Source organism: Hydrogenophaga sp. BPS33 (assembly GCF_009859475.1).
Classification (GTDB): Bacteria; Pseudomonadota; Gammaproteobacteria; order Burkholderiales; family Burkholderiaceae_C; genus Hydrogenophaga.
Genome location: NZ_CP044549.1, coordinates 2,195,173 through 2,218,649, shown reverse-complemented (window position 1 = coordinate 2,218,649; position 23,477 = coordinate 2,195,173). Strand labels below are relative to the sequence as shown.

Genomic DNA, 23,477 nt, shown 5'->3' with positions numbered 1-23,477 from the left:
CATGTACACGACGCTGATCACCGCCCCCCAGTTGCAGGAACTCATGGCCAGCGGCGCACCGCTGTGCGTGATGGACTGCAGCTTCGACCTGATGAAGCCCGAGGCGGGCCAGGCCCAGTTCGAGGGCGAGCACATCCCTGGGTCGATCTACGTGCACCTGGACCACCACCTGAGCGAGAAGTCCTCGACAGCGCAGCGGGCCAGCGGTGGCCGCCACCCCTTGCCCTCGCGCGAGACCTTCGCCACGCGGCTGGGTGCGCTGGGCCTGGGCAATGGCATGCAGGCCGTGGTGCTCGACCGCCAGGCCATCACCACCAGCGGGCGTCTGTGGTGGATGCTCAAGTGGTGCGGGCACGAGGCCGTGGCCGTGCTCGACGGCGGACTGGCCGCCTGGAAGGCCGCTGGAGGCGCGGTGGCGTCGGGCCCGGCCCTGCCGCTCCCGCCCGCCAGCTTCGCCTTGAAGGAGCCCCTGGCCCGCACCGTGTCGGCCCAGGAGCTCTCGGGTGCGCTGGGCCGTGCGGAGCAGACCGTGGTCGACGCGCGCGCCGCCGTGCGCTTTCGCGGCGAGACCGAGCCCCTGGACCCGGTGGCCGGCCACATCCCCGGCGCGCTCAACCGGCCGTTCAGCGACAACGCGATGCCCGACGGCCGTTTCAAGCCCGCCGCGCAACTGCGGCTCGAATTTGAACGCCTGCTGGCGGGCCGTGACCCAGCCAGCGTGGTACACCAATGCGGCAGCGGCGTGAGCGCCGTGCCCAACCTCTTGGCCATGGAAATCGCGGGCCTGGGCCGCACCCGCCTCTACCCCGGCAGCTGGAGCGAGTGGTGCAACACGCCGGGCCTGCCGGTCGCCCAGGGCTGAAAAAGACGACACATTCAACGCCCATGGCGCTCCCGTCCTCTCCTCCCAACACCCGCCCCGTCGGCGTGGCGCCGCCGATCGCCTCGCAACGCAAACGCGTGATGGAACTGCTGGCCTTGCTGACCGGTACGGCCGCGTTCGTGGTGCTCGTGTTCGATCTGCTGGTGGCCAGCCCTGGCCAGCGCGAGGCCTGGATTGCCGGCATCCTGATGGCCGTGTCTCTGTTGGCCTACGCACTTGCCCGCCGCAACCGCTTGAACTATGTGCCGCATGTGATCGTGTGCGGCACGCTGGGTTCGGCCATCCTGTCGGTGATCACCTACGGCTCGGTGCGCACCGCGGTGGGCTTCCTGTTCGTGGCCGCCGTGGCCGGCGCAGGCACGTTCCTCGGCCGCACCGCGCTGATCGTCACCGTGATTTCGGCCGTGGGGGCGCTGGGCCTGCTCACCCTGGCCGAGGTTCAAGGCTGGTTCAGCGCAACGCCGTATTTCGAGGTCGGCTTGCGGGTGTGGATCACGCATTCGGCCACGCTGATCGTGGTGGCCGTGATGGTCTACCACAGCGGCCGCCAGCTGCGCGAGGCGTTCGAGCGGCAGAAAGATGCGCTGGAGCTGCACAAGAAGGCCGAGCAGGAGCGCGACCGCAACCTCGAGCGCTTTGCCCGCATCTTTCACACCAGCCCCAGCCCGATGCTCGCGCAGTCGGCGCGCTCGGGCATCATCCTGGACCTGAACCCGGCGTTCGAGCGCTGCTACGGCTACACCAAGGCCCAGGCGCTGGGGCGCCAGGACGACTTTCTGTGGGCCGACGCGGAGCAGCGCGAGATCTACCTCGCGCGCCTGTTCGCGACGCGCCGCGTCGAGCAGTTCCCCGCGCGTGGCCTGCGCGCCGATGGCAGCACGTTCGAAGGCCTCGTCTCCAGCGAGATGGGAGACGACCGCGAAGACAAGCTCGTGATGACGACCATCACCGATGTGAGCGCGCAAAACGAAGTGATGGAGCGGCTGCGCCGCTCCGAAGAGCGCTTTGCCAAGGCCTTCAACTTCAGTCCGCTGAACATGACCATCTCGCGCCTGTCCGATGGCTCGTTCATCGAAGTCAACCAGGCCGAGGACCAGGCGCAGGGACTCAAGCCCGAGGAAATCAAGGGCAAGACCTCGATCGAGATCGGTACCTGGCTCTCGCCCCAGGACCGCGAAGCCTTCGTCGCGCAGTTGCTGCGCGATGGCCACATTCACAGCTACGAGACGCGCATGCGCCACAAGGACGGCTCGCTGGTGGATACCCGCCTGTGGGCCGAACTCATCGAGATCGATGGCGAACCCTGCATCCTGTCGTGCAACGTCAACATCGACGAAGAGAAACGGCGTGAAGCGCTGCTGCTCAACGTGGCACGCGGCGTGGCCGCCGAAACCGGGGAGGCGTTCTTCAGCGCGCTCACGCGCCACCTGGGTGAGACCATTGGCGCGGACATGGTGGTGGTGGGCGAGTGCCGCAGCGACGGGCGTGTGCGCAGCCTGGCGGTCCGCCAGGGTGAGCAGTCCCGCCCCAACTTCACCTTCTCCATCGAGGGCACGCCCTGCGCCAGGACGCTGCTGCAGTCGGACATGTTCATCTGCACGTCGGGCCTGGCCGAGCAGTTCCCGCAGGCCCACAGCCTGATCGATTCGGGCTGCCAGGCCTATCTGGGCAAGGCGCTGCGCGACGCCGATGGCACGGCCATTGGCGTGATCTTCGCGCTCTGGAGCGGACCGGTGGACCTGGGGCAGGATGCGCAGGCGCTCATCTCCATCTTCGCCAGCCGTGCCAATGCCGAGCTGGTGCGGCTGCGGCGCGACCGCGAGATCCAGCGGCTCAACGAGACGCTGGAGCAGCGCGTGCGCGAGCGCACGGCCGATCTGCAGTTGCTCAACGCCGAGCTCGACTCGTTCGCCTATTCGGTCTCGCACGACCTCAAGTCGCCTCTGCGCGCCATCGACGGATTCACCCGTCTGCTGGCCGAAGAGGTCGGCCCCCGGTTGAGCCCGGAAGAACAGCAGTTGCTGGCCCGCGTGCTGCAGGCCACGCAGCGCATGGGCTCGCTCACCGACGATCTGCTGGCGCTGGCGCGCGTGAGCCAGGGTGTGCTCGAGCGCCAGCCGGTGGACCTCAGCAGCATGGTCGGCGAGATCCTGGCGACGGAGCGCCAGAAACAACCCGAACGCGAGATCGAGCTTCGCATCACACCCGAACTGCGGGCCGACTGCGACCCCCGTCTGGCCCGCATCGTGCTGGAGAACCTGCTGAACAACGCGCTCAAGTACAGCCGCACGCGCGACAGGACGGTGATCGAGTGGGGCCAGTTGCCCGCCGTGGGTTCGGAGCCTGCGATGTTCTATGTGCGCGACAACGGCGTGGGCTTCAACATGGCCTATGCCGACAAGCTCTTCAAACCCTTCCAGCGGCTGCACATGCCCAGCGAATTCGAGGGCACCGGCATCGGCCTGGCCACGGTGCGGCGCATCATCGAGCGGCACGGCGGACAGATCTCGGCCGAAAGCCGGCTGGGCGACGGCGCGCGCTTCTGCTTCTCGTTGGCCTAGCGCTTCAATGCGCCAGGCCGCTGACCACGGTCACCAGCGCAATGCCCAGGGCGAGCCACGCCACTTGCGCGGCGGTTTCCCGCAGGCTCAGGCGTTTCTGCAGTTGCGGGATCAGGTCGGCCAATGCCACATAGACGAAGCTGCTCGACGCGGCGACCAGGAAATACGGCAGATAGTCCTGCAGTTGCGTGAGGAGGAAGTAACCCAGCAGGCCGCCCAGCGCGGTCACGGTCCCCGCCAGCGACACCTTGACCAGCGCCGCACGCGAATTGCGAGAGGTGTGGCGCAGCACCACCAGATCGCCCATGTGGTGCGGCACCTCGTGGGCCAGCACCGCCAGCGCGGCCACCACACCCAGGCGCATGTCGGCCATGAAGGCCGATGCGATCAGGATGCCGTCGCCAAACGCGTGCACGCTGTCACCGGCCAGCACCGTCCAGCCGCCCGAGCGGGGACCGTGGTGGTGATGGCCCTGGTGGTGGTGTGCGTGCGCGTGGTGGTCCTGAGGCTCGTGGTCGAGCAGCGCTTCTTCCTCCACACTGTGCTCGTGCCCGTGGTGCCACAGTTCGGCCTTGTCGAGCAGGAAAAAAAACACCAGCCCGGCCAGGAGCAGGGCAAACAATTCGTGCGCGCCGGCCTCGCTCTCGAACGCCTCGGGCAACAGGTGCATGAAGGCCGTGGCCATGAGCGCGCCGGCCGCCAGGCTGAGCATGTGCTGCGTGTACCGCGCCAGCATGGCCATGCCCAGCAGGGCCGCCAGCCAGACGCTGCCCACGCCGGCGGCGATGGTGCCGATCAGGATCGCCAACAAAGTCATTTGCTTGTCACCACGAAAAAAGGCCGCCCCAAGGGCGGCCTTCGTTGAACGGGGCGGGCCCGATCAGGCCACGCCGTGCTGCTTGAACCAGGCCAGCGCCCGCTTCCAGCCATCTTCGGCCGGCTCCTTGCGAAAGCTCGGCCGGTAGTCTGCGTGGAAGGCGTGCGGTGCGTCCGGGTACACCACGAAGGTCGATGCCTTGGCCGCCGCATTGCCGCCGGCCAGAGCGGTCTTCATCTTATCAACCGTGTCAAGGGGGATGCCGGTGTCGGCCGCGCCATACAGGCCGAGCACCGGGCCGTTGAGCTTGGCCGCCACGTCCACCGGCTGGCGCGGGGTCAGTGCTGTGGCGTCGCCGACCAGGCGGCCGTACCAGGCCACGCCGGCCTTCACCGCGGGGTTGTGCGCCGAGTACAGCCAGACCTGGCGCCCGCCCCAGCAGAAACCGGTAACGCCGAGCTTGCGGGTGTCGCCTCCATTGGCACCCGCCCACTTCACCGCGGCGTCCAGATCGCCCAGCACCTGTTGATCGGGCACCTTGGAGATCACCTCGGACATGAGCTTGGCCATCTCGCCATAGCTCTGCGCATCGCCCTGGCGCTCGAACAGCTCGGGGGCGATCGCCAGGTATCCCGCCTTGGCGAAGCGGCGCGCCGTGTCGGCGATGTATTCGTGCACGCCAAAGATCTCGGACAACACCAGCACCACGGGCAGGCCCGTCTTGCCTGCGGGTGCGGCGCGGTAGGCGTGCATCGTGTGACCATTGACGTCGATCGTCACCTCGCCCACCGTCAGGCCATCGGCCGGCGTCTTGATCGCTGTCTGTGCCATCACGGGCAGGACGGACGCGGCGTAGCCCACACCGATGGCGGCCTTGAGCGCGGTGCGCCGGGTCGCGCCTTGTTCGGTGGACTGGCCGGGCAGCAAGGCGTCGAGGTCTTGGGTCTGCGATTCGTTGAGCATGGGGTCTCCGTTTGGGTTGATGAGGCTTGAGTGACCCGAACCATACCGAAAAAGTTCGAGGACCGTCCCATGCGCGGGTTCCGATGAGCGCAAAACCGGGCGCGGGTCGTGCGCGTCAGCCCGCCCGGCAGTGCTGAAGAAAGATGCGCGCAGGCGTTGAAAGCCCTTCTTCCGAGCGCACGCCGATCAGCAGCGATCGCTGCGCCCATGGCTCCGCCAGCGGCACGATTTCGATGGACATCGACTTCACGTGGGTCTCGACGACCAGCCGGGGAGCGATGCCGATGCCCAGCCCAGCCGCCACCATGCGACAGAGGCCGTCCGTGCTGCGGACGTTGATGCGCAGCCTCAGTTGCGCGCCCCCTTCTGTCGCCACCATCTGACCAATCGAGCTCTGCGGCTCCAGTCCAATGAAATCGAAAGCCGTGATGTCCGCGAACCGCGCCGATGGCCGGCCGGCGAGTGGGTGACCGGTCGGAACGACGATGCACAGTTCGTCCTCGCGGTAAGGGAAGGTCACCAGGTCGGGACGGGTATGCGGGTCGATGAAGATGCCCATTTCCGCCCGCCCCTCCATGACCGCGTCCACGATGCGCTGGCTGGTCCATTCGGTGAGGTCGATGACGATATTGGGATGCAGCTCGCCGAAGCGCTTGAGTTCATGCGGCAGGAATTCAGAGACAGCCGACCCGGTCGCCGCGACACGCACGTGGCCCTTGATGCCATTGGCATAGCCGCTCAGATCGTTGTGCATCCGGTCAACGCTGAAGATGATCTCGCGCGCGTGCTGCAGCAACTCGCGGCCGGCGGGCGTGAGGGCCATGCCCCGCGCGTGGCGGTAGAAAAACTGTCCCCCCGCCGCATGCTCCATGTCGGTGATGCGCTTGCTGATCGCGGCGGCGGCGATGCTGCTTCGCTCCGCTGCGGCGGACACGCTGCCCGTTTCGGCCACTGCCACGAACAATTTCAAGGTGAGAAACTCAAATTGCTTCATGGCGGCATCATCGCCCAAGCGGCTGCGGATCAGCCCGCGGGCTTCAGTCCGATGGTTTTCACCAGCTTTCCGATGCGCTCGAAGTCCTTCTCGAACCAGTCGCCGGCCTGAGCGACCGTCCCCCCGATGATGCGATGGCCGTCGTCTGCGATCGCACGCGCAATGTCGGGCATCTTCAGCACGGTGTTGATGGCGGCGTTGAGGCGCTGCATCACCTCGACCGGTGTGCCGTTTGCCACCACGGCGGCCTGCCAGCCGTCCATGCTGTAGCCGGGGTATCCCGATTCGGCGATGGTCGGCACCTGGGGCAGCAGATCAGAGCGCACCGTGGCGGTGATGGCGAGCGCTCGCAATTTGCCCGCCTTGAGAAAGGGCAATGCGACATTGGGGGTGAGGAAGCCGCAGTCGAGCTGGCCGCCCAGCAGGTCGGTGGTGAAGTTGTTGTTGCCCCTGTAGGGCACGTGCAGCAGGGGCAAGTCCGCCGTCACCCGGAGCAATTCACCACTAAGGTGAAAGGAGCTTCCCACGCCGGGCGTACCGAAGGTCAAGCTCTTGTCAGCGGAACGGGACTTCGCCAGTGCCACGAACTCCGTCAGATTCTTCACGGGCACGCTGGGATTGACCACCAGCACGAAGGGGCCTGTGACCGTTACGGCCACAGGAACGAGGTCGGTGCGCGCGTCGAAGGACAGGTTGTACAGGCTGGGAAGCACCGTGTAATTGCTGGACACGATGCCGACGGTGTAGCCATCCCTGGGCGCGCGCAGGATTTGCTGCAGCCCGATGACGCCGCCAGAACCGGCCATGTTTTCGACCACGATGGGCTGGCCCAGGATCGGCGCAAGCGGTATCGCCAGAGCACGCGAGACCTTGTCGACCGACGAGCCGGGCGAGTTGGGAAGGATCAGCTTGATCGGGCGGCTCGGATAGGCTTGGGCTCGGACGACGGGAACCGCCAGAGCTGCGGCCGCTCCGGCCAGCAACATGCGTCGACGTGGATTCATGGCATATGTCTTCATTGTGGTTTCTCCAATTGTTCCTGCAGCAAATACGCCCACTGCGCGCCATGCATGTCGCGGTCTGCGACGGCACCTTGCACCACGGGCCGGGGAAGACTGATCTTGATGACGTCGAGTGCGTCGATGTGGAAGATCTTCACGCTGTTGGCGTCGGTTCTCAGGAGGTCGCCGATTGCCTGTGCGCAAAGCCGAGGGTCTTCGCGCAGGCGCCAAAACGTCGGTTTGTCGTCACAGAAAATGTCGATGGTGAGCCAGAAGGGGCCCGCGTTCTTGGTCCTCACCGCATAGGTGGGCGACGGGGTGGTATTCGAGGGGCTCATTGCATGCGTCCGAAATTCGACGAGACGAAGCGAAACGGTGCGAGCGGATCGCTCACGACCATCACGTGGTTCAGCACGAACTCGTAGACGACGCCTCGGTCCATCGAGGAGGGTGACAAAGGGAAGGCGTGTGTCGCCGTGACGGGATCGTCCGGCAACGGAAAGTGCAACATCGGCGGACTGAGCAGTTTGATGATCTCTTTGGTGCGGGCCGCCTCGGGCGTGGTCACCACCGCCATGACGCCGATCTCCACCGGATCCCCCCTGCGGCTCTCCAACCCGCCCAGCACGGCATCGCGGCCGATCGCACGGAACTGCAAGTCGTAGGCTTCGGGCGCCAGCTTGAGCTGGGCCTGGATGTTGCCGCGCACCTTCAACTCCAGCAGCGTGAGCCACTCGTCGAAACGCGCGATGTAGTCGGGCGATCGGATGATGCACAGGCTCACTCCCTGGAATCCCGCCGGCGCCGCACCCTCAAGCTTGACGGTGTAAACACCGTTGGGCGTCCACGTTGAGCCCTCGACCCGTACGTTGCGCTCGTCGAGCGCGGCATACCGTGCGGCTTCGACGTTCAATGCGCCACCGGGCTCGGTAAGCTCGTAGGGATTGGCGTTTTCGTAGAGCATGTGGGCCAGCACCGTACGCGGCGTGGCCTCTGCACCATCGGCCAGGGCGTGGATGGTAAAGCCGGTGTCGTCGATCGTCGCCATCACCGCACCACTGGCGGGCTTGGTCGTGCAGAAGGCACCACACTCCAGGATTTTTCCGGCGTGCCAGGCGGCGCCAGCATGGGCGCCTCGCATGATGGGCACGGCCGCCATCAGCGCGGTATCGGTGGCGCGCCCAGCCAGCACGATGTCCGCACCTTCGCGCAGCGCGTGGATGATCGGTTCGACTCCCATGGCAGCGACGATGTGCGAGCAGCGGTCGATCAAGCTGTCGTCGATCTCCATCCGCGGCGCAAGATGTCCGATTCGGCCCTCGGCCAGCGCTGTCTTTACCGTCGCAGCCGACTGTTCGCTGTAGATGCAGGTCACGCGCACGGCGTGGCCCAGTTCCTCAGCAAGCCCTCGGCAGATGTCGCGCATCAGGTCCACGCCTTGGTCGGAACCGCAGGTCCCGCAACTGCCCACGATCAGCGGCACACCCAAGTTGTGGCGCGCCTCCATCAGCAGCTTGAGCTCGGCCCGCAGGCTCCCGTGGGAACATTTGGCGGTGCCCGACCCCAGGTAGTGGGGGCCTGAATCGGTGGAGCCGCCGTCCACTGCGATCACGTCGGGCTTGAGGCTCACACCGAGATCGAAAGGCTGCTGCGGCCGCGCGCCGGTGCCGATGGAGCCGGATGGCACCAATACTTTGACAGGATGGCTCATGTCTCTCCTTTTTTTGACGAGTGGGAAACGGTTCGGCCGTCGGCAATCACGCACGCCGCAGGGGGCGTCGCACCGTCCAGCACGTCGACAACCGACCGGGCGGCAATGAGATTGGTGCGGTCCAGCCCCTCTCGGGTGGAAGCGCCAGCGTGCGGCGTTGCAACGACCTGGGGCAGTGCAATCAACGCCCGGGACACCCCGTGATAAGCAGGATCGGATTCACTCACGAAGACGTCCAGGCCAGCTCCCTGCAAGCGACCGGCTTCCAGGGCAGCGAGCAAGTCGCGATCGTTCACCAGCCCGCCCCGGGCGGTATTGATGACGATCGCAGAGGGCTTCATTTTCTCGATCGCTGATGCATCCACCATGAAGCGGGTCTCGGGCGTCAAGGGGGCATGCAGGCTGACGACGTCCGATTCGCGCAGTAGCGTGTCGATGTCGACCTGGCGAACGCCGTTGGCGCGGCAATACGCTTCGTCCGGTGTGGGCGTGCAGACCAGAACGTCTGCCTCAAAGCCGCGCAGCCGCTGCACCACGCCGCGCCCTATGCGCCCCAATCCCACAATGCCCACGGTCTTTCGATACAAGTCCGTGCCCATTGGTATCGACCAGTCGCCGGCGTCGAGACGGATCTGCCCTTCACGCAGGCGGTGCGACACGGCCAGCATCAACGCAAGCGCATGGTCGGCCACGCAAGCATCATTGCCGCCAATCGCGATGGTCGCCACCTTGCCACGCCGATGCACGGCCTCCACATCCACGCGCTCATAGCCCACACCTCGCCGAGCAACCACCTTCAGGCGAGGCAAAGCGAGCAACAGAGAATCCGTGACATGTGCGTGGCCCACGATCCAACCCTCGGCATCTGCCAGCAGTTCTCGCAACACCGCCTCAGACAGGTCACCGTCGCCTTTGCCGGGCGGCGGTTCAGCGACGACAGGTTCGCAATGGTGCGCCGTCAAGAAATCGCACGTGGCCTGGTCAAAGAAGCGCTGGGTGACCACCACCCTGCGCCTATGCGGATGGATGCTCATGCCGCGACCAACGTTGAGGCCGTCGACGGGACACCCACGCTCTCGGGGTAGTCGATGTCCACGACAAGATTGAAGTGCTCGTCCACCGTGAAACTGCAGTCAGGACCAAAACTGCAGCTGGACTCCCTTTCCTCGACCACGGCCGGTCCGTGCAACCGTTGACCGGGCTTGAGCGCATAGCGGTTGTAGACAGAAGCCGTGACGTCACCGAAGCCGGCGAAGTACACCTTTCTCTCACCACGCTTGGCGGGCGTGTCGACTGGCATGCGAGCGAGGCTGATGCTCGGCTCTGGCAGGCGGGCGGTCAGCCGCCAGTTGATGGCTTCGATTCCCACGTCCGCCACGATGCGATCAAAGCGCTCCGCATAGGTCTGCTTGAAGGCCTGGCGTATGGCGCTCAGGTGTTGCGGGCCGAGCGGGCCCTGGGGGATCCCCACGGTGACCTCAAAGCCCTGGCCCACATAGCGCATGTCTACAGACCATTCGAGGGCAACGTCGGCAGCCTTGCCGCCGGTGCCCTGCAGGATGGCCTTGGCGGATGACGCCATGTCGGCGTACATAGCGTTGACGCGGCCCCAGTCGGCATGCTGCAACTCGGTGACGTAGCCGCGCACCTCGTCCGCGACGGGGGCCGCCACCAGGAAGCCGAAGGCGGACATCACGCCCGCGCCCATGGGAACGATCAGTCGCTTTACCTTGAGCAGCTTCGCCAAGCCGTAGGCGTGCACCGGCCCCGCGCCGCCGAATGCATAGAGGCTGTAATCGCGTGGATCCTTTCCCTTCTCGGCCAGATGCATGCGGGTCGCCGCCGCCATGCTGTCGTTGACGATTTCCTGGATGCCGCGCGCTGCGGTCGCCTGATCCAGCCCGAGGGGACCGGCCAGCCGATGGTCCACCGCGTTGCGCACCCGATCCAGGGATAACGCCATCTCACCACCCAGAAAAAACGCCGGATCCAGGTGACCCAGCAACAAATCCGCATCGGTCACGGTGGGCTCGGTGCCGCCGCGGTTGTAGCAAACGGGTCCAGGTACCGAACTCGCGCTGCGCGGGCCCACCTTCATGAGGCCCATGCCGTCGATGCTGGCGATGGAGCCACCTCCGGAGCCGATCTCGATCATGTCGACGACGGTGACTTTCAGCGGAAGGCCCGAGCCCTGCTTGAATTTCTGCAGGCGCCCTGCCTCGAAATCGTGCTTGATGTGTGGCCGGCCTTTTTCAATCAGGCACATCTTGGCCGTGGTTCCGCCGACGTCGAAGGAAATCAATCGATCCTCACCCGTCTGGCGGGCGGTAAAGGCGGCTGCCATCGCGCCAGCAGCGGGCCCTGACTCGATCAGCCGCACAGGGAAACGCTTGGCATCCTCGATGGTGGTGATGCCGCCACTCGACAGCATGATGAACAGGTCGCCTTGGAAGCCCAGCGCGGCTAGATCGTTCTTCAGTCGATCCAGGTACCCGTGCACCCGGGGCTGCACATAGGCGTTGACGCAGGTCGTGGTCGTGCGCTCGTATTCGCGAATTTCCGGTGCCACTTCGGCCGATAGGCTGACCAGCAGATGGGGGTAAAGACCGTGCACGATCTCGCGGGCACGCAACTCATGCGCCGGGTTTCGGTAGGCATGAAAGAAGGCGATGGCCAGGGCTTCGATCTGGTCGGTTTCAACGAGCCGGGTGACGGCGCGTACCACGGCGGCTTCGTCAAGAGGCGCGTGCTCGGTCCCATCTGCCTTGATACGCCCACCGATTCCATGGCGCAGCGGGCGTGGCACCATCACCGGCACCTGTTGCAGGAACAAGTCGTTGGTGTCGTAGCGACTCTCGCGCCCCATTTCCAGAACGTCGCGGAACCCGTCAGTGGCCAGCAGGCCAACGCGCGCGCCGGTTCGCTCTAGCACGGTGTTGGTGATCAACGTGGTGCCGTGCACGATGCTGGCGATCTGTCCCGCTTGCGTGTTTGTTTCTGCCAACAGGCGTTCAACGCCTTCCACAATGGCACGGCTGGGCGCTTCAGGCGTGGTCAGTCGCTTCCCGGTCTGGATGATGCTGCGGGCCTCGTCGTGCAGCACAAAATCGGTGAAAGTGCCGCCAATGTCAACGCCGATTCGTGTGGTCTTCTTCATTGCGCGACTCCCGCGGCCACCGCTGCGCCCTTCAGCTGGGGATACTGGCCAAGAGCAACGTCGCGCGACACATAGCCGTATTCGATATCGCGCTGAATGTCGGCCAAGGGACGGTCCATGGCGTCCCCATAACCTCCTCCGCCAGCAAAAGCCAACGTGACGCTGTCGCCAGGTGCAAGTTCGATGCGGGACTTGAGGTCGAGCGCCTTGCCATTGCCCAGTGTCACGGCGGTCGGTGCACCCGGCGCTCCGCCCATGATGCCCCGCGCGGGGTGCTGCTGGCGGTCTGCGGAAATGGCTACCTGGATATCACCGTCGGTCACGTTGCGCACTTCACACAGCTGACCCAGTCCGCCGCGATGCCAGCCGGCTCCACCGGAATCGACACGAAACTCCTTGCGGCGCACGAGCAGCGGCGTCACCGCCTCGAGCGCCTCGATGCTGCCGGCACCGGAGTTGGTCGGAAACGCGGTTGTGGACAATCCGTCGGCTTGCGCCGACGCGCCCATGCCGCCGCTGGCGAACAGCGTTTGCGAGAAGCGAGCCTGTTCCATGTGGTTGCCGCTGAAGCGCACCCGCATGGCGGGCGTGCCGCCGCTGTCTGCGATGACCTGCTCTGGCACCACCTGCGCCAGAGCCTGGTAGATCGCGCAGCACAGCAAGTGCCCGGTGAGGTGGCGCGCGCCCACTGCAGCGGGATAGCGGGCGTTCATGATGCTGCCTGCGGGCGCCTTGACCTCGATGGCGCGGTAAGAGCCTTCGTTGCGGCGGGTCTGCGGATCCAACACGCATTTGATGGGGTACACCGAGTAGGCCTGGGTGTAGTTCATCGTGCAGTTGGTGCCTCGATTGACTTGCGACGAACTGCCGGCGTAGTCCACCGTCATGGAGTCGCCGACGATGGTCACCGTGCAGCGAATGTGTGTCGGATGGTGAGCAAAGCCATCGGCGTCAATCGCTGCCACGTAGCATCCATCCGGTATCGCTGCGATAGCGGAGCGCATCGCCGCTTCGGTGCGTTCGTGCACCGTCTTCGAGAGAAGGTCGAAAGACGAAAGTCCGGTGTCGGAGAGAAAATCCACTGCGCGCTTGCGACAAACCTCGTTGGCAGTGACCTGGGCCTCCAGATCGCCCAATACTTGCTCGGGCAGGCGCACGTTGTTGAGGAAGAGCTCAAGCATCGCCTCGTTGCGTTGGCCCCCGCGGTAGAGATGCATCGGAGGAATGCAGATGCCTTCCTCGAACACTTGTTGGTTGCCCGCGCCGTGGGTTCCCCCCACATCCGGGGAGTGAGCGGCGCAGCCCGCGAAACCCACCAACTGGCCTCGATGGAAAATCGGCGTGACCATTGCGATGTCGGGCAGATGCCCGGTCGCGAGCCAAGGGTCATTGGTGATCACGCAGTCGCCCTCGCGCCAGGTTTCGGCGGGAAAGCTCTGCAGAAAGGCCCTGGTGGTACGGGGGATGATGCCGGCGAAAGCGGGAATGCCACCGGTGCACTCCGCCATCGATTGACCATGCCGATTCATCAGCACAGTGGCAAAGTCGTTGGACTCCCGCACCACCGTAGAAAACGCGGTCCGCAAAAGCGCGGTCGCTGCTTCGTCGGCAATGGCCACCAGGCGGCTCCACCAAATCTCAAGTGTGATGGGATCTATCTCTCGTTGCGCTTCGGGCATGTCGTGTCCTATCTCTGCATTGGGCTATCCGCGCTGGCGTGCGACGCCGTTGACGCGGTGAATGCAAATGTAGAAAGGACAGAGCGTGCGAGGTTTAGTTTTGGAATCGACCAGCATTCGCGGTTCGCGAAAGCTGCCCTATCACAACGACGGAGTTGCTCTTATGGATGGGCGCGATGGACGGACTTGATCCGCGGGGAAGATGGCGCGGCGTGCGCCTTCACGCGCTGTGGAGCTCAGTGCGCCTTGTCCCAGTTCGGGCCCATCCCGACCTCGGCCAGCAGCGGCACCTTGAGCGCGGCCACGCCCGCCATCTGGCGTGGGATTTCCGTGCGCAGCCACTCCACCTCGCCCTCGGGCACCTCGAACACCAGTTCGTCGTGCACCTGCATGATCATCTTCGTGCCACGGCGTTGGTCGTCCAGAGCCTTCTGCACCGCCACCATGCTCAGCTTGATGAGATCGGCCGCCGTGCCCTGCATCGGGGCGTTGATGGCCTGCCGCTCCAGCGCGGCCAGCTTGGCACCCTTGGCGTTCTGGATGTCGGGCAGCACCAGCCGCCTCCCGAACACGGTCTCGACGTAACCCATCTCCTTGGCGCGTTGGCGCGTCTCGTCCATGTAGCGGCGCACGCCTTCGAAACGCTCGAAGTAGCGCGCGATGTAGTTCTTGGCCGCGGTGTTGTCGATGCCCAGCGCCTTGGCCAGCCCAAAGGTGCCCATGCCGTAGATCAGGCCAAAGTTGATCACCTTGGCATAACGGCGCTGCTCGCTGCTGACCTGCGCGGTCTCCAGGCCAAACACCTCGGCGGCGGTCGCGCGGTGCACGTCCAAGCCCTCGTGAAAGGCGCGCAGCAGGGCTTCGTCACCGCTGATGTGGGCCATGATGCGCAGCTCGATCTGCGAGTAGTCGGCGCTGGCGATCAGGTGGCCGACCGGTGCCACGAAGGCCTCGCGCACACGGCGCCCCTCGGGTGTGCGAATGGGGATGTTCTGCAGGTTGGGGTCGTTGCTCGACAGGCGCCCGGTCACCGCCACGGCCTGCGCGTAGTGCGTGTGCACGCGCCCGGTGCGCGGCAGCGCCATCTGCGCGAGTTTGTCGGTGTAGGTGCCCTTGAGCTTGGAGAGGCTGCGGTGCTCCAGGATCTTGGCGGGCAGCGGGTAGTCCTCGGCCAGTTTCTCCAGCACCTCTTCGTCGGTGCTGCGCGCGCCGGTCGCGGTTTTCTTGATCACCGGCAGGCCCAGCTTGTCGAAAAAGATCTCGCCCAGCTGCTTGGGGCTGCCCAGGTTGAACGGCTGGCCGGCGATCTCGAACGCTTCCTGCTCCAGGGCCACAATGCGCTGGCCCAGCTCGTTGCTCTGGCGGCTGAGCGTGGGCGCGTCGATCAGCACGCCGTTGCGCTCGATGCGGTAGAGCGCCTCGCTGCTGGCGATCTCGAGTTCGTAGATGAAGCGCAGCTTGTCGTCGGCCTGCAACTGGGGCCACAGCGCCTGGTGCACGTCCAGCGTCTGGTCACTGTCTTCGCACGAGTACTCGGCGGCCTTGGCCACGTCCACCTGCGCGAACGGAATCTGGTGCGCGCCCTTGCCGCACAGGTCTTCGTAATTGATGCCCTGGCGCCCGAGGTGGCGCTCGGCCAGGCTGGCCAGGCCGTGCGGCTTGTGCACTTCGAGCACATAGCTCTGCAGCATGGTGTCGTGGGCGTAGCCCTGCACCTCGATGCCGTGGTTGGCGAACACATGGCGGTCGTACTTGATGTGCTGGCCGAGCTTGGCCTTGCCCGAGTCTTCCAGCCAGGGCTTGAGCCTGGCCAGCACCTCGTCGAACGGCAGTTGCTCGGGCGCGTCGGGGCCGCTGTGGCGCAGCGGAATGTAGGCCGCTTCGCCCGGCTTCACGCTGAAACTGATGCCCACGATCTCGGCGCGCATTTCGTCGAGCGAGGTGGTTTCGGTGTCCAGCGCCACCAGTTCGGCCGCCTGCACGCGCTGCAGCCAATCGTCGAACATCGGCCAGGTCAGGATGGTGTCGTACCGCAGGTTGCTCACGCGCTGGGCGCTGCCGCTCAGGTCCGGCTCGTCGAACAAGCCGGGCATGCCAGCCTCGGCGGTCTTGGCCGATGCGATCCGTTCCGGCGGCACATCGTGCAGGGACAGCGACTTGACCAGTCCCTTGAAACCGTAGGTCTCGCCGAAGGCCTTGAGCGCCTCGGTCTCCTGGCCTCGGATGGTGATGGATTCCAGCGAAGGCAGGCCGTCGATGTGCTCCGTCAGATCGCAGTCGGTCTTGATGGTGAGCAGTTCGCGCCCTTTGGGCAGCCAGTCCAGCGCGTTGCGCAGGTTCTCGCCGGCCACCCCCTTGATCTCGTGCGCGCGCTCCACCAGCGCGGCCAGCGAACCGTATTCCAGCAGCCACTTCACCGCCGTCTTCGGCCCCACCTTGGGCACGCCGGGCACGTTGTCCACCTGGTCGCCCACGAGGTTCTGGTAGTCCAGCATCAGGCTGGGCGGCACGCCAAACTCGGCCGTCACACCGGCAATGTCGCGCTTGCGGTCGTTCATCGTGTCGATCACGGTGATGTGCTCGTTCACGAGCTGGCTCAGGTCCTTGTCGCCGCTGGAGATGATGCAGTCGATGCCCTGCTGCGACGCCACGTGGGCCAGCGTGCCGATCACGTCGTCGGCCTCGACGCCGGGCACGTCCAGCACCTTCCAGCCCAGCAACTTCACCACTTCGTGGATCGGCGCGATCTGCGCGCGCAGGTCGTCGGGCATGGGGGTGCGGGTGGCCTTGTACTCCGGGTACAGCGCGTCGCGGAAGGTCGGGCCCTTGGCGTCGAACACGCAGGCGGCGTAATCGGCGCGCACATCCTTGCGCAGCTTCTGCATCATGTTGATCATGATGCGGATGGCACCGGTTTTCAGCACCGTGCCATCGGGCAAGGTGGTGCTCATGGCTTCGCCACCGGCGAAGAAGGCGCGGTACAGGTAACTGGAGCCGTCGACCAGCAGCAAGGTCTTGGTGTCGGCGGAAATGGCGGGGGTGGGGGCGTCTGGCATGGAGCGATTGTGGCGGAGAACGCCCCCCGGCCTGCCGGGCGCCGTGCGCGTCTCGGGAGCAGGCGTTTCACCTGTCGCCACACCGGGAGTGCCCGGCCTTGCCTACAATGCCCGGATGAATCTTTCCATGCGCTCCTCCCTGGCCGTGCTGGCCTTCGGCCTGTGCACCGCCCTGCCGGCCCTGGCCCAGGTGGCGCCAGCGGACAACGCCGCGCGCGAGCCGGTTTCCCCACGCGACCGCGTCGAGCGCATCACCCACGAAGACAAGCTCACCCGCATCGATGAAGTGCGCAAGGGCGGCCAGACGCAGAGCATCGACGTGCAGCCCAAGAACGGCGCACCGGCCTACCAGATCCAGCCCGACAACGGCACGGGCAGCACAAGCGACAAGCGCACCGGCAACGCCGGGCGCAGCAGCTGGCGCATCCTGAACTTCTGACCCGTTCCTTCTTTTCTTTCATGGCCGTTTACACCGAAGTCGCGTTCGCCGACGCCGCAGCCCTGCTCCACACCCTGAACCTGGGCGACCTCACCGAACTCAAGGGCATCCAGGGCGGCATCGAAAACACCAACTATTTCGTGACCAGCGAGCGCGACGGCGCCACGCTGGAGCACGTGCTCACGGTGTTCGAACGCCTGAGCTTCGAGCAGTTGCCGTTTTATCTCCAGCTCATGAAGTTCCTGGCCGAGCGCGGCATTCCCGTGCCCGCGCCCGCCGCCAACGCCCAAGGCGAGATCCTGTTCACGGTACAGGGCAAACCCGCCGCCGTGGTCGCCAAGCTGCGCGGCAAAAGCGATCTGGCGCCTGGGGTGCCGCAGTGCGAGGCCGTGGGCCGCACGCTGGCGCGCATGCACCTGGCCGGGCGCGACTTCCCCCTGAGCCAGCCCAACCTGCGCGGCCTGCCCTGGTGGAACGAGACCGTGCCGGAGATCCTGCCCTTTCTCACCGACGCGCAGGCCCAGTTGCTGCGCAGCGAGCTGGCCTACCAGAACCATGTCGCGCAAAGCCCGGCCTGCAAGGCCTTGCCGCGCGGCGCGATCCACGCCGACCTCTTCCGCGACAACGCCCTGTTCGAGGACGGCGAACTCAGCGGCTTGTTCGACTTCTATTTCGCCGGCGTCGACAGTTTCCTGTTCGACATCGCGGTCTGCCTCAACGACTGGTGCGTGCTGCACGACGAAGACCACGACGGTTCGCTCGACACCCCGCGCTCGCTCGCCTTGCTCTCGGCCTACGAGGCGGTGCGCCCCTTGAGCGCGGCAGAACGCAGCCTGCTGCCGGCCCTGTTGCGCGCGGGCGCCCTGCGGTTCTGGATCTCGCGCCTGTGGGATCTCCACCTGCCGCGCGAGGCCGCCCTGCTCCAGGCACACGATCCCGCCCACTTCGAGCGCGTGCTGCGCGCCCGGATTCGCGACACCCAGGCCCTCTCCAACCTGCTGCGCGGCGACGCGCAACAGCCCGTCCGCGTGGAATCCTCCCTGCCCGCATGAAACTCAACCTCGTCCCCGCCCGCACCGGCTTCCAGTGGGTCAAGCTGGGCGCCCGCACCTTCTTCCGCCAGCCCCTGGGCATGGCGGGCCTGTTTTTCATGTTCATGGCCACGGTCTCGGTGCTGTCCATCGTGCCCTTCATCGGCACCCTGATCGCCATGGCGCTGGTGCCGGCGGCCACGCTGGGCCTCATGGCCGCCACCCGCGAAGCCGAACAAGGGCGCTTTCCCATGCCCTCCACCCTGATCACCGCGTTTCGCGGCGGCACGCCCAAGACGCGTTCCATGCTGATCCTGGGCGCGATGTACGCCACCGCCCTGATGCTGGTCCTGGGCATCTCGGCCCTGTTCGCCCCCAACATCGCGCCTGTGGAATTGCCGGGCGGCGAGGTCTCGCCCGAGCGCGTGCGCGACCTGCTGAACAACCCGGGGCTGTGGGTCGCGCTGGTGCTGTACGTGCCCGTGGTCATGGCGTTCTGGCACGCACCCGCGCTGGTTTTCTGGCACGGCGTCACGCCGGCCAAGAGCCTGTTCTTCAGCTTCATGGCCTGTTGGGCCAACAAGGGCGCGATGCTGCTCTACAGCCTGGGCTGGATGGCCGTGATCATGCTCTCGGGCCTGGTGTTGAACCTGCTGGCCGCGCTGCTGGGCGGCGCGGCCCTGCTCAATCTGCTGATCTATCCCCTGGTCCTGGCGCTGGCGGCCATGTTCCACACCTCGATCTGGTTCACCGTGCGCGACAGCTTCGTCACCGAGACGCCCCCGGTGACGCCCTAGCGCACAAACACCGTCACCAGCGGCTCGTCGCCCACCTGCCGGCTGCGGTGGCCGTGCACGGCGGGGTCGAAGGTCGCGCCCTCGGGCAAGGTGTCGGCCGAATAGAAATGCTGGCCCGGCCCGAAGGCACGCCAGCTGCCGTCCTGCAAGCCAATCTCCATGCAACCTTGCAGCACGAACAGCCACTGCGGCTCTCCCGTGCAATGGAACTCGCTGCGAAAGCCCACCGGGCTTTCGCGCAACTGACACTCCTTCGCGGGCAAGGGGGGCGAAAGGCGCGCAGCGGGCGTGCCTTGCGTCAACGCCAATGCGGTTTCGCGAAAGCGTGCCCGGCCATCGGCATCGGTGTACAAGATCACTTGTTGAAACGTGCAGGTACTCATACGGTTTCGCATTCAAGCGTAGAACAAGGCGGGTTGCCGCAGACAGTGCTGTAGCACGGCAAGGCGATCCAACGCAGTTATACGTTTGAAGGCGAAACCGTATCAAGAGCTTCTCCAGAAAGGGCCGTTGTTTGTACCAGAGCGCGCGCGCCGCCGTGCCACGCTTTTCGCCGACACTACGCCTCCATGAAAGTTCTACTTGCCGAAGACGACGCCATGCTGGGCAAGAGCATGGTGAGCGGCCTGCAACTGGCGGGCTTCACCGTGGACTGGACGCACGATGGCCCGCAGACCCAGGCCGCGCTGCGCCTGCACGCCTACGAGGTGCTGCTGCTCGACATCGGCCTGCCCGGACTGGACGGCCTGCAACTGCTGCAGTGGCTTCGGGCGGACGAACATTCCGTTGCGGTGCTGGTGGTGTCGGCGCGCGACGCGGTGGGAGACCGCATCGCCGGCCTGAACCTGGGTGCGGACGACTACCTCACCAAGCCTTTCGACCTCGACGAGCTGGTCGCCCGCGTGCACGCCCTGGCCCGGCGCCAAAGCGGTCGCGCCGCGCCGGAGTTGAAGCTCGGACGCCTGGTCCTGCGTCCCCTGCGGCGCGAGGCCCTGCTCGACAACCAGGCCGTGGTGCTGGCCGCGCGCGAATACGACCTCTTGCTCGCCCTGATGGAGAACCCCGGCACCGTGCTCTCCCGCGAACAACTGGAAAGCCGCCTCTATGGCTGGCAATCGGAAGTGGCCAGCAACGCGGTCGAGGTGCATGTGCACCACCTGCGGCGCAAGCTGGGCACCGACTGGATCAAGAACGTGCGCGGCGTGGGCTACAAGCTGGTCGCGACCGGATGAAGAAGTCCATCCGGCGCGACCTGCTGCTGTGGCAGATCCTGGCGCTGGTCATCACCTGCGCGGTGGTCTGTGCGCTGACGTACCACATGGCCTGGACTGCCTTCAACCGCGTGCGCGACTTCGGCATGGAACAGATCGCGCACTCGGTGGTACGCCATGGCGTGCGGCCCCACAGCTGGGCGTCGGACACACCCGCGCACGCCGCGCCCCTGGCCACAGCCCGTCCCACCCCGAGCGAGAACCCACCTGCGTGGGCCACCGACGACCTCGGCGTGTTCATCAGCCAGATCTGGACCTTGTCGGGCGAACGCCTGTATGCCTCGGTGGACAGTGGAGGACCGCCTTTGCAGACACCCGGGTTCCACGACATCGAATGGGCGGGTGACCACTGGCGCGTGTTCACCCTTCGGGACGACGAAGAGCTGGTGCAGGTGGCCAAGAACGCCAGGGACCGCGCGAGCACCTTCTCCCAGATGGCGCTGTGGCTGTTCGCGCTGGCCGCCCTGGTTGTGTTGGTGCTGGGCATGTTGATCCATGCGGCGGTCACCCGTGCGCTGGCGCCCTTGAACGCGCTGGGCCGCGACATCCGCCAGCGCGACGCCAAGGAACTTCAGCCCATCACCATCGAAGGCATGCCCGACGAGCTCGTGCCCCTGGGGAACTCGCTCAACCGGTTGCTCGCACGGGTGGACGGGCTGCTGACCCAGCAACGCCAGATGCTGGCCGATGCGGCGCACGAGCTCAACACACCGTTGGCCGCCGTCAAGCTGCAAGCGCAACTGGCGCGCCGCGCGCCCAGCGACCAACGCGAGGCGGCTCTCGATGAGCTCGACCGGGGCATCGCGCGCAGCACCCACCTGGTGGCGCAACTGCTGCAGATGGCGCGGCTGGATGCCCAGGCGCGCCGGCACGAGCCGGCTGCCATGCGTCTGGACCGGCTGGCGGCGGAGGTCGTCGCGGCATTCTCGGCACAGGCGGAAGCGCGGGACATCGACCTGGGCCTGGACACCTGCGACGCGGCCTCCGTGTGGGCCGACCCGCTGGACATGAGGGTTCTGCTGGACAACCTGGTGGACAACGCGCTGCGCCACACGCCTGCCGGCAGCCGGGTCGATGTGCGCGTCGAAGCGAGCGCGGCGCGGGTGGATCTGGTCGTCAACGACAACGGCCCCGGCATCTCCCCGGCCGACCGCCCACGCGTGCTCGAGCGCTTCGTGCGCCTGAACCCGCACGACGACGCCAGCGGCAGTGGCCTGGGCCTGGCCATCGTCACGCGCATCGCCCAAAGAAACGAGGGGCTGCTGACCTTGGCCAGCAGCCCCTCGGGAGGCCTGAGCGTGCGCGTTGGATTCAACGCGCACACCTAGTGCTCGATCAGCCGCCGTTGGCGCTGCGCGAGTCGACGACACCGGCACGCACGTCGCGCGCCTGGCCTTGGGCCGTCACCGATTGCGGGTATTGCTGCGGAAACAGCTCGTTGTACTTGGCGCCCGTGGCACCGTCGGCCACCATGTCGCCAGTGCGGATGGCTTCGGCCAGTTCGGCCTTCACTTGCGCGCGGGTCTTGCCCACCACGGGAGCGGCAGCTTGCGAGGCCACGGGCGCTTCGGCACGCACAGCCGCATACTGGGCGGGAGCCAGCTGGTTGTAGCGCTGGCCGGTCGCACCGTCGGCGATCAGGTCGCCGTTGCGGATGGCGGCGTCGCGTTCAGCGACCACTTCGGCGCGGGTCTTGGACACAGCCACGGCCTTCGGGGCGTAGAACTCGGGCGAGAGTTCGTTGTAGCGCTGGCCGGTCGCGCCGTCGGCGATCAGGTCACCGCTGCGGATGGCTTGGGCGAGTTCAGCGCGCACTTCGTCGCGGGTCTTGCCCACCGAAGCGTCGGCAGCCAAAGCGTGGCCAGCAACCAAAGTAGAGAGGGCGAGTGCAACAACAGAAAGACGGGATTTCATGACAGTTTCCTTTTTGGAGGGTTGAACATGCCGGTCAAGTCCGTTGTGCGGTCTGGCCGGCTTCGATGCCTCTGCGGAAGGGTTTGCGTGCATCGATGGGATGAACTGTAAAGTTTCTGATCGAGAAGAAAAACACCATAAGAATGACTAGTCTATTGCCAATTAAGAAACAATCACCCCAAACTCATAGGTAAAAACCCTTTATAGGAGCCCCCCCGTGGACCGTTTAGCTTCGATGCGCGCTTTTCAGAAAGTGATGGACGAAGGCGGGTTCGCGGCCGCAGCGCGCGCGCTGGACATGTCGCCCGCCGTGGTCACGCGGCTGGTGGCCGATCTGGAAGACCACCTGGGCACGCGCCTGCTGCACCGCACCACGCGCCGCGTCTCGCTCACCGACGCGGGCGAGGGTTACCTCGACCGGGTGCGCGTGATCTTGCAAGAACTGGACGAAGCCAACGAACTGGTGAGTTCCAAGACCACCGAACTGGCCGGTGTGCTGCGCGTGCTGGTGCCGCCCGTGCTGGCCACGCACGTGCTCGCCCCGCTGGTCAGCGGCTTCCGGCAGAAGTACCCCAAGATCCTGCTCGACATCGACGTCGACTCGCACCGCGAGCCGCCGATCGAGGACTACGACATCACCCTCATAGGCGCGCAGGACTCCTTCGATGGCAACGTGATCGCGCGCAAGGTCAACTCCAGCGTCACCGTGCTGCTGGCCTCGCCCGAATACCTGCGCCGCAAAGGCACGCCCACGCGCCCGCAAGACCTGGCGCAGCACGACTGCCTGCGGCTCAAGCCCCTGGCCGGGCGCAGCACGTCCTGGCGGCTGCTGCACGAGCACGAGCGCGAGCGGTTCGTGGACGTCGACGTGCAACCGGTGCTCTGGGCCAACCACACGGACACCTTGATCCAGGCCGCGCAGGACGGCGCCGGCATCACGGCCACCGCCATCGAACTGGCCGCGCCCATGCTCCAGAGCGGCGAACTGGTGCGCGTGCTCAACGACTGGATCACCGACCGGCTCACGCTGTACGCCGCGCTGCCCAGCCGCAAGTTCATGCCCAGGCGAACCGAGGTGTTTCTGGAGTACCTCATTGCGCAAACGCGCCTGCGTGTCGAGGGTGCGCTAGGAGCCTGCAAGGCCTGCTGATGCAACCGGTTACACAAAATCCGGCCCGGCCTTCACCCCGCTCGGGCCCTTCA

20 protein-coding genes are annotated in these 23,477 nt (G+C 65.9%); 8 read left to right on the top strand and 12 right to left on the bottom strand.

Annotated elements, in window-relative coordinates:
- Nucleotide 1: 1 nt before the first annotated feature.
- Both F9K07_RS10355 and F9K07_RS10350 read left to right on the top strand, forming a co-directional pair.
- Nucleotides 2-862, top strand: coding sequence for a sulfurtransferase (locus F9K07_RS10355; RefSeq protein WP_159592455.1), 861 nt, complete (start codon nt 2-4; stop codon nt 860-862).
- 23 nt (nt 863-885) lie between these two features.
- Entirely contained in the window at nt 886-3,444 is a 2,559-nt protein-coding gene (locus F9K07_RS10350; protein WP_159592452.1) for a PAS domain S-box protein, read from the top strand.
- A 4-nt stretch (nt 3,445-3,448) separates the two neighbouring features.
- Here the strand turns inward: F9K07_RS10350 and F9K07_RS10345 are convergent, their stop codons facing one another.
- From F9K07_RS10345 to polA, 10 genes are all read right to left on the bottom strand, one after another.
- Nucleotides 3,449-4,261 carry a ZIP family metal transporter gene (locus tag F9K07_RS10345; protein WP_159592449.1) on the bottom strand — a complete coding sequence of 271 codons (813 nt, stop codon included), beginning with the start codon at nt 4,259-4,261 and terminating at the stop codon, nt 3,449-3,451.
- A gap of 63 nt (nt 4,262-4,324) precedes the next feature.
- The gene (locus tag F9K07_RS10340) at nt 4,325-5,224 is read right to left on the bottom strand and encodes a dienelactone hydrolase family protein (protein ID WP_159592446.1); all 900 of its coding nucleotides are present in this window, start codon (nt 5,222-5,224) and stop codon (nt 4,325-4,327) included.
- A gap of 115 nt (nt 5,225-5,339) precedes the next feature.
- Complete coding sequence (locus F9K07_RS10335) at nt 5,340-6,218, bottom strand: LysR family transcriptional regulator (protein ID WP_159592443.1); 879 nt, start codon at nt 6,216-6,218, stop codon at nt 5,340-5,342.
- Nucleotides 6,219-6,247: 29 nt separating this feature from the next.
- The gene (locus F9K07_RS10330) at nt 6,248-7,222 is read right to left on the bottom strand and encodes a Bug family tripartite tricarboxylate transporter substrate binding protein (RefSeq protein WP_159592440.1); all 975 of its coding nucleotides are present in this window, start codon (nt 7,220-7,222) and stop codon (nt 6,248-6,250) included.
- An 11-nt stretch (nt 7,223-7,233) separates the two neighbouring features.
- Nucleotides 7,234-7,557, bottom strand: a complete 324-nt coding sequence (locus F9K07_RS10325; RefSeq protein WP_159592437.1) for a DUF4387 family protein — start codon at nt 7,555-7,557, stop codon at nt 7,234-7,236.
- On the bottom strand, nt 7,554-8,930 hold the full coding sequence (locus F9K07_RS10320) for an acyclic terpene utilization AtuA family protein (RefSeq protein ID WP_159592434.1): 1,377 nt from the start codon (nt 8,928-8,930) through the stop codon (nt 7,554-7,556). Before F9K07_RS10320 ends, F9K07_RS10325 begins: the two co-directional genes overlap by 4 nt.
- Nucleotides 8,927-9,964, bottom strand: a complete 1,038-nt coding sequence (locus F9K07_RS10315; protein ID WP_159592431.1) for a phosphoglycerate dehydrogenase — start codon at nt 9,962-9,964, stop codon at nt 8,927-8,929. The genes F9K07_RS10320 and F9K07_RS10315 overlap by 4 nt, the downstream gene beginning before the upstream one ends.
- A complete protein-coding gene (locus F9K07_RS10310; RefSeq protein ID WP_159592428.1) occupies nt 9,961-12,087 on the bottom strand; it encodes a hydantoinase/oxoprolinase family protein in 2,127 nt (708 codons plus the stop codon). The genes F9K07_RS10315 and F9K07_RS10310 overlap by 4 nt, the downstream gene beginning before the upstream one ends.
- Nucleotides 12,084-13,766: a hydantoinase B/oxoprolinase family protein gene (locus F9K07_RS10305; RefSeq protein ID WP_159592425.1), complete on the bottom strand. Its 1,683-nt coding sequence runs from the start codon at nt 13,764-13,766 to the stop codon at nt 12,084-12,086. Before F9K07_RS10305 ends, F9K07_RS10310 begins: the two co-directional genes overlap by 4 nt.
- A gap of 236 nt (nt 13,767-14,002) precedes the next feature.
- Nucleotides 14,003-16,822 carry a DNA polymerase I gene (polA, locus tag F9K07_RS10300; protein WP_159592422.1) on the bottom strand — a complete coding sequence of 940 codons (2,820 nt, stop codon included), beginning with the start codon at nt 16,820-16,822 and terminating at the stop codon, nt 14,003-14,005.
- Nucleotides 16,823-16,937: 115 nt separating this feature from the next.
- Between polA and F9K07_RS10295 the strand changes: the two genes are divergently transcribed.
- Genes F9K07_RS10295 through F9K07_RS10285 form a run of 3 tightly spaced genes read left to right on the top strand, consistent with a single transcriptional unit; the run spans nt 16,938 to nt 19,089 of the window.
- A complete protein-coding gene (locus F9K07_RS10295) occupies nt 16,938-17,261 on the top strand; it encodes a hypothetical protein (RefSeq protein WP_159592419.1) in 324 nt (107 codons plus the stop codon).
- Between the two features lie 20 nt (nt 17,262-17,281).
- Nucleotides 17,282-18,313, top strand: a complete 1,032-nt coding sequence (locus F9K07_RS10290) for a homoserine kinase (protein ID WP_159592416.1) — start codon at nt 17,282-17,284, stop codon at nt 18,311-18,313.
- Nucleotides 18,310-19,089 (top strand): BPSS1780 family membrane protein, encoded by a 780-nt coding sequence (locus F9K07_RS10285; protein WP_159592413.1) that lies wholly within the window; start codon nt 18,310-18,312, stop codon nt 19,087-19,089. Before F9K07_RS10290 ends, F9K07_RS10285 begins: the two co-directional genes overlap by 4 nt.
- Here F9K07_RS10285 and F9K07_RS10280 read toward each other — a convergent pair.
- Nucleotides 19,086-19,472 carry a hypothetical protein gene (locus tag F9K07_RS10280; RefSeq protein ID WP_159592410.1) on the bottom strand — a complete coding sequence of 129 codons (387 nt, stop codon included), beginning with the start codon at nt 19,470-19,472 and terminating at the stop codon, nt 19,086-19,088. The two genes, F9K07_RS10285 and F9K07_RS10280, sit on opposite strands and share 4 nt — an antisense overlap.
- Before the next feature lie 186 nt (nt 19,473-19,658).
- On the opposite strand from F9K07_RS10280, the gene F9K07_RS10275 reads away from it, so the two are divergent.
- Together F9K07_RS10275 and F9K07_RS10270 are read left to right on the top strand one after the other, a co-directional pair.
- Nucleotides 19,659-20,321, top strand: coding sequence for a response regulator transcription factor (locus tag F9K07_RS10275; RefSeq protein ID WP_159592407.1), 663 nt, complete (start codon nt 19,659-19,661; stop codon nt 20,319-20,321).
- Entirely contained in the window at nt 20,318-21,688 is a 1,371-nt protein-coding gene (locus F9K07_RS10270) for an ATP-binding protein (protein WP_159592404.1), read from the top strand. The genes F9K07_RS10275 and F9K07_RS10270 overlap by 4 nt, the downstream gene beginning before the upstream one ends.
- A gap of 7 nt (nt 21,689-21,695) precedes the next feature.
- Here the strand turns inward: F9K07_RS10270 and F9K07_RS10265 are convergent, their stop codons facing one another.
- Nucleotides 21,696-22,274, bottom strand: a complete 579-nt coding sequence (locus tag F9K07_RS10265) for a DUF4148 domain-containing protein (protein WP_159592401.1) — start codon at nt 22,272-22,274, stop codon at nt 21,696-21,698.
- Between the two features lie 217 nt (nt 22,275-22,491).
- On the opposite strand from F9K07_RS10265, the gene F9K07_RS10260 reads away from it, so the two are divergent.
- A complete protein-coding gene (locus F9K07_RS10260) occupies nt 22,492-23,424 on the top strand; it encodes a LysR family transcriptional regulator (protein WP_159592398.1) in 933 nt (310 codons plus the stop codon).
- The last annotated feature ends 53 nt before the right edge of the window (nt 23,425-23,477 follow it).

What these genes read in the sequence shown, in the direction of transcription:
- F9K07_RS10355 (WP_159592455.1), top strand. Translation starts at nt 2, where the DNA reads ATGTACACGACGCTGATCACCGCCCCCCAGTTGCAGGAACTCATGGCC.
- F9K07_RS10350 (WP_159592452.1), top strand. Translation starts at nt 886, where the DNA reads ATGGCGCTCCCGTCCTCTCCTCCCAACACCCGCCCCGTCGGCGTGGCG.
- F9K07_RS10345 (WP_159592449.1), bottom strand. Translation starts at nt 4,261, where the DNA reads ATGACTTTGTTGGCGATCCTGATCGGCACCATCGCCGCCGGCGTGGGC.
- F9K07_RS10340 (WP_159592446.1), bottom strand. Translation starts at nt 5,224, where the DNA reads ATGCTCAACGAATCGCAGACCCAAGACCTCGACGCCTTGCTGCCCGGC.
- F9K07_RS10335 (WP_159592443.1), bottom strand. Translation starts at nt 6,218, where the DNA reads ATGAAGCAATTTGAGTTTCTCACCTTGAAATTGTTCGTGGCAGTGGCC.
- F9K07_RS10330 (WP_159592440.1), bottom strand. Translation starts at nt 7,222, where the DNA reads ATGAATCCACGTCGACGCATGTTGCTGGCCGGAGCGGCCGCAGCTCTG.
- F9K07_RS10325 (WP_159592437.1), bottom strand. Translation starts at nt 7,557, where the DNA reads ATGAGCCCCTCGAATACCACCCCGTCGCCCACCTATGCGGTGAGGACC.
- F9K07_RS10320 (WP_159592434.1), bottom strand. Translation starts at nt 8,930, where the DNA reads ATGAGCCATCCTGTCAAAGTATTGGTGCCATCCGGCTCCATCGGCACC.
- F9K07_RS10315 (WP_159592431.1), bottom strand. Translation starts at nt 9,964, where the DNA reads ATGAGCATCCATCCGCATAGGCGCAGGGTGGTGGTCACCCAGCGCTTC.
- F9K07_RS10310 (WP_159592428.1), bottom strand. Translation starts at nt 12,087, where the DNA reads ATGAAGAAGACCACACGAATCGGCGTTGACATTGGCGGCACTTTCACC.
- F9K07_RS10305 (WP_159592425.1), bottom strand. Translation starts at nt 13,766, where the DNA reads ATGCCCGAAGCGCAACGAGAGATAGATCCCATCACACTTGAGATTTGG.
- polA (WP_159592422.1), bottom strand. Translation starts at nt 16,822, where the DNA reads ATGCCAGACGCCCCCACCCCCGCCATTTCCGCCGACACCAAGACCTTG.
- F9K07_RS10295 (WP_159592419.1), top strand. Translation starts at nt 16,938, where the DNA reads ATGAATCTTTCCATGCGCTCCTCCCTGGCCGTGCTGGCCTTCGGCCTG.
- F9K07_RS10290 (WP_159592416.1), top strand. Translation starts at nt 17,282, where the DNA reads ATGGCCGTTTACACCGAAGTCGCGTTCGCCGACGCCGCAGCCCTGCTC.
- F9K07_RS10285 (WP_159592413.1), top strand. Translation starts at nt 18,310, where the DNA reads ATGAAACTCAACCTCGTCCCCGCCCGCACCGGCTTCCAGTGGGTCAAG.
- F9K07_RS10280 (WP_159592410.1), bottom strand. Translation starts at nt 19,472, where the DNA reads ATGAGTACCTGCACGTTTCAACAAGTGATCTTGTACACCGATGCCGAT.
- F9K07_RS10275 (WP_159592407.1), top strand. Translation starts at nt 19,659, where the DNA reads ATGAAAGTTCTACTTGCCGAAGACGACGCCATGCTGGGCAAGAGCATG.
- F9K07_RS10270 (WP_159592404.1), top strand. Translation starts at nt 20,318, where the DNA reads ATGAAGAAGTCCATCCGGCGCGACCTGCTGCTGTGGCAGATCCTGGCG.
- F9K07_RS10265 (WP_159592401.1), bottom strand. Translation starts at nt 22,274, where the DNA reads ATGAAATCCCGTCTTTCTGTTGTTGCACTCGCCCTCTCTACTTTGGTT.